General features: G+C 30.2%; 6 protein-coding genes and 1 pseudogene. 1 reads left to right on the top strand and 6 read right to left on the bottom strand.

The features are described 5' to 3' along the window. Positions 1 to 279: 279 nt before the first annotated feature. Entirely contained in the window at positions 280 to 1,005 is a 726-nt protein-coding gene (locus tag ABD715_RS17665; protein ID WP_344789667.1) for a hypothetical protein, read from the bottom strand. A gap of 358 nt (positions 1,006 to 1,363) precedes the next feature. Between ABD715_RS17665 and ABD715_RS17660 the strand changes: the two are divergent. Beyond that, a pseudogene (locus tag ABD715_RS17660) lies at positions 1,364 to 2,329 on the top strand (IS110 family RNA-guided transposase). 42 nt (positions 2,330 to 2,371) lie between these two features. On the opposite strand, the gene ABD715_RS17655 reads toward ABD715_RS17660, so the two are convergent. From ABD715_RS17655 to ABD715_RS17635, 5 genes are all read right to left on the bottom strand, one after another. Then, complete coding sequence (locus ABD715_RS17655) at positions 2,372 to 3,280, bottom strand: restriction endonuclease (RefSeq protein ID WP_344789666.1); 909 nt, start codon at positions 3,278 to 3,280, stop codon at positions 2,372 to 2,374. A 169-nt stretch (positions 3,281 to 3,449) separates the two neighbouring features. Next, positions 3,450 to 4,301 (bottom strand): hypothetical protein, encoded by an 852-nt coding sequence (locus ABD715_RS17650; protein WP_344789665.1) that lies wholly within the window; start codon positions 4,299 to 4,301, stop codon positions 3,450 to 3,452. Between the two features lie 50 nt (positions 4,302 to 4,351). Next, a complete protein-coding gene (locus ABD715_RS17645; RefSeq protein WP_344789664.1) occupies positions 4,352 to 4,999 on the bottom strand; it encodes a DUF4279 domain-containing protein in 648 nt (215 codons plus the stop codon). A 562-nt stretch (positions 5,000 to 5,561) separates the two neighbouring features. Next, positions 5,562 to 6,125: a hypothetical protein gene (locus ABD715_RS17640; RefSeq protein ID WP_344789663.1), complete on the bottom strand. Its 564-nt coding sequence runs from the start codon at positions 6,123 to 6,125 to the stop codon at positions 5,562 to 5,564. Positions 6,126 to 6,284: 159 nt separating this feature from the next. Continuing rightward, positions 6,285 to 6,773: a hypothetical protein gene (locus ABD715_RS17635; protein WP_344789662.1), complete on the bottom strand. Its 489-nt coding sequence runs from the start codon at positions 6,771 to 6,773 to the stop codon at positions 6,285 to 6,287. Between the last annotated feature and the right edge of the window lie 147 nt (positions 6,774 to 6,920).

The following is a 6,920-nucleotide window of genomic DNA, read 5'->3' as shown; positions in this document are numbered from 1 at the left end:
TGTGTGTTTACCTTTACTAAGTTCGTCAATAATTTTTAGTTTAAAAGGTTCTGAATACCGTCTAATTACTTTGTCATTTTTGTACATAATGTTTAAAATTATGTAGCCTTTATTCAGGACGGGTCAAGCTTGCGTACAACGGACTTGTGTATGGAACGTAGCGTGCAAAAAGACTATTTTGCTATCGCGTAATATTCTATTTGGCGGACTTTCTAAATATACACAAACCTTTCAGTTAAGCACTTACTAGCTATGTTTTATACACCGTGTTAGGTGCAGTTATTTTTTCCAGTCTTCAATTCCATAATACACATTTCCTCTTGTGTTGTCAACAATATGTCCCTGTGTAAATCGAAAATTATTTCTTGGCTGTATTATATCATTAAATAAAGCCATTTGAATAGAACAAACTTCCGCGTCACTATATCTCACTTGAAGTCCGTCCATAATTTGCTTTCCGAATCCATATGGAACCATTTTATGATTTGGATAATTTGTTCGGATACTTTTTTCAACTAATAAAAAGTCTTTTTCAAATTCCTTAAATGGTGAGGCTGTTAGAACATTTGCTACGTGATAACCTCTGTAATCACCTTTTTCATCTAATATCCTTGTTGAATCCAAGCCATAAATTGTAAAAAAGTTTCCAACAAAGCTTATTGCAAAATGTAATTCTTTTAAATGAGTACAAGTTTCAATCACATTCTTTTCGACTATAATAGAGGAACTGAAACTAGGTGCTTGTCCATATGTAGTTCCAATAATATCTTTATTTATAATTTTTTTCAGCTCGTCTGTGAAATCAGTCCACCGCTTTTTAAAGTTTTTTTCGTTATGAACATTGTCTATGATAATATCTTCAAGTTTTTTCAATCCAGAATACTCGAAAAATATTCCCACACCTTCTCCTTTAGGAATTCCAATGGGATAGTATGATTTTATTCTTTCGTAAATTTCCCAAAGGTCATATAATTGAGAATTAAAACTAAATTTATCTGGGAACATAGATTGTTTTTTATAATTGCACCTAACGTGTTTGTGTATGATTTCGTTGCTTGGTTTAAGCACTAAAGTTAGTAAATAAATCGCAGATAGAAAGTCCGCGAGGACTTTCTTAAGTAGGCTATAACTAGCAATGAATTATACACGTCTTAAGTTTGTAAATCACTAAATTTAATTAATAATCAGAAAGAACAAAAGAGAGAATTAAGGTTGCTATACACGGTGAAGCGTTAGACTTCGACAACATTGATAATCCTCTCTCTTTTACTACTTAAACTTCGTTCAGTTCTGTGAGACCTAGATCTCGTTTTCAAGTTGTTGAAATATGAGTAGCGTTGTTCTTTCCAAATTTCAAGTTGTTATGACTAAAGATAGAAAAATTTATGGTATTGACATTAGTAAATCTGTGTTTGATATTTACAATCAAGACACAGGGCATGATCAATTAAAGAATGATGAACAGGGTTTTAAAAAACTACTAAAAAGTCTATCAAAAGATGCTTTGGTAGTCATGGAAGCTACAGGATATTACCATTACAGATTGGCGCAGTTTTTATATAAAAATGGCGTATTAGTATCTGTTGTAAATCCATTGTCAGTAAAGCGTTTTATACAAATGAAACTAGCAAAAGTAAAGACCGATAAGAGTGATGCTAAATCTATTTGTGAGTATGGTATCTTCAATGATGTTCCATTATATAATGCTCTAACAGATGTACAGGCAGAATGCTTACAGCTCTTTAGGTTATTGGATAGTTACGTAAAAAAGAGTACAGCTACAAAAAACAAACTTCATGGAGAAGACACCTTAGGAATGCCATCAAAAACGGTTTATCGCTCTTTAAAACGAGACTTAAACCATTTAAAGAAAGAGATTTTAATATTAGAGAAACGCTTATTAGAATTAGTAAAACAAGACCAGCAAGAACAACTAACTTTATTGCAAACCATACCAGGAATAGGATTAAAAACAGCTTTGTTTTTAATCGTTGTTACGGATGGTTTTAAAAAGTTTTAAAGTGCAGCACAGCTTTGTAGTTACGTTGGAATTACACCAACGATTCGAGAATCTGGAAGCAGTGTAAGAGGGCGGAGTAGAATTAGTAAAGTAGGAAATAAGAAATTAAGAAACCTTGTGTTTTTAGCAGCCTTTTCAGCGTATAAATATAACAGAGCATGCAAAGCATTATTTGATAGAATTGTAGCTAAAGGAAAGAGTGCTAAGTTAGCATTAATAGCAGTAGCGAATAAGTTGCTTAAACAGGCTTTTGCCATTGCAAAAAGCGGATTGCCTTATGATGAAAACTTTGTTTCAAAATTAGCTTAAAGTTACTTGTTTTTTAACTCAGTTCTTTGTTGCCTACAGTACTTATTTCACTATGTTATGATTACAATAAATTTCTCCTTTTAAAGAAGCTTGACTTATTGAATGTTCCATCAATTCAGAGAAAGTGTAATTGCCAAAAATTACGCTTGTCAAATGAACACCATCTAACAATAATACTTTCAAATTTTTACCTTTCGGTAGCGATTCGAGACATTCTGAAGAAAATCCTTCCATCGCAATAAAAATTCCTCTAGCATCTAATTTACCTTCTACTTTCATAAAAAGACTTGCAATTTCTGCTTGGTTAGATTTAGTTTTCTGCCATTTTAGTTCAAGAAGATAATAATGTCCATCATATTTTATTGCTCCGTCAATTTGTTCTCCAACAATTCTAAACGGAACTTCTACAGGAATTTGATTTGCTTTCATTAAGTCGGTAAAAAACTTTTCAAATTCAATTCCTCTTTTTTGTTTATTAGTTATTTTTTCAACTTCAAGAAACTTCTCTCTTAAATTCATTAATTCGTCCTCAAAGTTTCTTGTATTTGCTTTTTTAGCTTTTGTCTTTATTTTATCTCTGTATTCTTCTTGTTTCTTTTGTTCATTAACTATTTCTCTCAATTTTAATGCTACTCGTTCAGCTTTTTCAATTCTGTGGTTATTATCTTGTGGAACGAAATTTTTGTGCTCAATTAAAATTCTAACGAAGTTTCTTGAGATTTCCAATCGTCTATTATATTCTTGATTTCTTATATTCTCATATAATTTATCGAGCATTTCCCTTTTCGTTAATGTCTTTCCGTTGTATTTTATTCCAAATATTTTGTGAGTTATATTTTCTGGAACATTAGCTCTGTAAAAGCTCTTTTTTAAGTCACCTTTAAACCAATACAAATTGGAAATTCCTTCTTTGATTAAAACTTCAATTTGTTCATTAAATACATCTATCATTGTTCAGATTATCGTTTTTTTCGTATTGTAGGCAACGTTTTTGTGTATGATTAGTGGCGTGTTTAAGCACATAATTTAGCAAATAAAAACCAGATAGAAAATCCGCGAGGATTTTCGTAAGTAGGCGAGAACTAGCCATTAATTATACACGTTGTTGCCAGTAGTATTTTTAATAATAAACTTTTATATCATTCGGTTTTTTATAAAACTGTAAAAACTTTCGAATTTTCACAGAATTTTTGGTTCTTTGAATAAAAGTTTTTTCCCATAAATTCAGTTTTTTAACAATCTTTAAAATATCTTTTTCAAAATTAGTTTTAGCTTTTCTAATTTCAATATTTTTTGGTTTATTTAAATTATAAATTGAATCAATGATTTCATTGTTTTCAAAACTCATATGTTCTTTTGAAGTTAAATTTGCTGAAGTTAAATTCCCATTTTTGTCAATGTCAACAACAATATCCACTCTGTTTTCGTTATATTCCTCACCATAGTTTTTATATCTATAGTTTCTTAATATTGAGTCTAAATCAACTTTTGGTTTTGCATTCGTAAAATGACCATCCAAGTTTGTAAATGTATATTTGTCAATTTCAAATTCATTCCCATTATCTAATATTTTTTGCTCTTTCTCTGAAATAATTCTTTTCCCAATGGGTTTTGAGTTAGAACAATAATAACTAAAAGTCAATTTGTTTTTCCAATAATAAGCATAGACAAGCCATTTTTCATTTTTATTTACATTCCAGTCACAAGAAGTCCATTCATCAGTATATTTTCCTTCAGATTTAAATTTGAATTCTAGTGTTTTTGGGAAATCACTTTTTTTGTAGTGTTTTGCAATATCAAAAGTTACTTTATAACTCAAAGAATCTTTTGCATAAACTTTCGCAATTACTTTACCTTCAAATACATATTCTGAAGATACAAATTCAACAATTGCTTTTGGAGTTTCACAACTGCAAGCATTCGTTTTAATAAACGAAAATATAAAAATCACTAAAAGTATTCTATTTTTCATATTACTGGCAACGTGTTTATATATGGTGTTGTAAGTAGTACTTTTTAGCACTATATTTTAAATTCATTTCCATAAACATATTGATCTATTTCAATTCCTAAATTTAGTTTACTTAAACGGTTAATTGTTTCAATATCAAAATTAATTGCCATATTTCCGCTAATGTATTGTTGATGATGAATTGCAATTCCAGTATCAGCCATTTCAGTCAGTTTTATTATTCCGTCAAAATTTTTTTCCAATTCAGTTAAGAGTAGTTTTAGTTTCGTATCTAAATCATAAGCTCTACTTTCAATTGGCTCAAATGATAAACGACTAAAACTATATTTTCCTTTTCCAATTTTTCTATCATCATTTACGCTCCAACCTTTAAGTCCGCTTAATTTTGTCAATTCCGAAAGTTGCTTAAAAGTCAGATTTTCGGATGTTGCTGTAAAATAAACTTGATTTCCATTTTCTGTTCCGACATTCGCTATTTCATTATTTTCTTTATAGAAATAAACACTCAAAAAAAACGGTTCATTTCTTACTCTAAAATAAACAACATTTGTTTCATCTAAAGATTCAAAGTCTACTCGCTCAACTTTAAGTTTTCCATTCTCCTTTTCTACATTAAGAACTTCAAGAAGTTGTTCAGTCGTTCCGAAAGTTGGGTTTTCTATTTCTGAAATAGCTTTTCTTATTAGCTCGTTTTTCAATGTGTTCTCGATTTTTTTGTATTACTTACAACGTTGCGTGTAACTAAAGTACGGGTTTGTGTACGAGGATTTTCCGTAGGAAAATCAGAAGTAAGCAAACAAAGTACAGGCGTTACGATTAATGACTAAAAATAGTATTTTTTTTACACATTGTTATACAGCGGTTTTAATTTTTTAAGATTTTTATTACTTTTTAAATTGCGTTTTGTTATTTCTGCAATAATTTTTTTCTAGAGGTTCAGATTGGAAAAATTTCCGCAACCGAGCTTAATTCCGCAAGAGTGATTTTGTTATTTCCGCAAACTAATTCATTTCCGTTAGAGTAATTTTTGTTTCCGCAAATGGTTTTCTTTTTCAGAATAGAGGAGTGTTTTGCTTTTATTCCGCTAAAATTGCGTTCTGATTTTTTTGAGCGATCACTGCTGTATAACGGTCTCGTATAACCGTCAGTTACGGGTTAAAGTACGCAAATTTTTCGGTTTAGCACTGACGTTAGCAATTCCGAGTGGATTCGGACGAAGTCGAATCCGCCGTAATTGCGGTTATACATTGTTAGCAAACGTTATTTATTCTTTTGATACTGTTTAATTTGTTCCCAACGTTTTGGGTCAACCATTTTCCAATAAATTTCATAAAAATCTTTCTTTTCGGGATTGTGGTTTTTTATTAAATCACCAAATAAGTTTGTCAAAGCGATTTTTTCTTCAGTCTGTTCCGTTAAAACGTCTTTTTCTTCTTCATCTAATATCATAACCGATGCGTAAATATGTTTCCATTCCTCAAGTCCGTTTGTCAGAACAGTATATTTTTTTCCGTTTGACAATAGGTCAACATTATTCCACATTAATATTGGATGATTTCTGTTACTTGGAAAAATTTCATTGTCCCATTTACCATATTTATCATACATCACTTTGTGTGTATAAAAAGCTGAATAAACGCATTCATATCTAATTTCATTAATTCTTGTAGTGTCTTTACCATTTACAGCAACATATTTTTCATTCAAAATTTCCGTAAACTTATTCTTGTAAATTTTAGGACATTTAGTTTCTTTAGTAACTTTTTGGGATGAAGAACAACTTAAGAAAATAGAAAATATCATTGTTATGTAAATTCCTTTCATAGATTGGGTTTTAATGTTTGCTAACGTGTTTGTATATGGAAAGTTGCGGGTTTGCGTGCGAGGATTTTCCGAAGGAAAATCAGACGTAGCAAACGTGCAACGACCATAGAATTAAGCACAAAACAGCAATTTTTTATATACGGTGTTGGCACCAGTTTTTTATTTTTCAGATTTCAGTTTAAAATTCACGCAATGATTGTATTTCGTTTGTTGCCTTATTCCTAGGTCAAGATTATTTATATTTTTTTCTAAACGACTTTTGAATTCCTCCATAGCTTGCTTATTGACATTTTCATTATCAACTTTAAAAGTGAAATATTCTATTCGACCGATACTGTCAAAATAAATTCTCGTTAAAACCGAAATTTCAGATTCCGCAACATTCCAATTAATTTTTTCCGATTTCAATCCGTTCACTAATTCATTTTGAAAAGCTTTTATTTTTCTGACAAGAATTGTATCTCTTTCTGCATCAAAATTTTGAGGTGTTAATAATTTTGGATACAATGTTTTTAAGTCCTTTTTTCGAAATTCAGATTCAAGTTCAGGATTAAGAGTGGAATTAATAACAATCGGTTTTTCATTTTCGTTCGCACTTTGACAAGAAAAAGCCAATATTAAAATTCCAAAAAGTATGCTTTTAGTCAATAAGTTCATTTTTTTTGCCAAATGTCTCGTCCTGAAATATGGCTACAGGTTAAAATTGAATTTACGCTGATAATTTATATACCATATTTGGTGTTTTATAATCTAAAGATAAGTGTAATCTTATTTCATTGTATAAATTAATTGCAT

Origin of the sequence: Postechiella marina (assembly GCF_039538365.1) — a bacterium.
Taxonomy (GTDB): domain Bacteria; phylum Bacteroidota; class Bacteroidia; order Flavobacteriales; family Flavobacteriaceae; genus Postechiella; species Postechiella marina.
The sequence above is the reverse complement of the archived record's forward strand: the minus strand, read 5'-3'. Positions and strand labels throughout refer to the sequence as shown.

Bases quoted from the DNA above. Each gene is read 5' to 3' on its own strand.
- ABD715_RS17650 (WP_344789665.1), bottom strand. From the start codon at position 4,301: ATGAAAAATAGAATACTTTTAGTGATTTTTATATTTTCGTTTATTAAA.
- ABD715_RS17640 (WP_344789663.1), bottom strand. From the start codon at position 6,125: ATGAAAGGAATTTACATAACAATGATATTTTCTATTTTCTTAAGTTGT.
- ABD715_RS17665 (WP_344789667.1), bottom strand. From the start codon at position 1,005: ATGTTCCCAGATAAATTTAGTTTTAATTCTCAATTATATGACCTTTGG.
- ABD715_RS17655 (WP_344789666.1), bottom strand. From the start codon at position 3,280: ATGATAGATGTATTTAATGAACAAATTGAAGTTTTAATCAAAGAAGGA.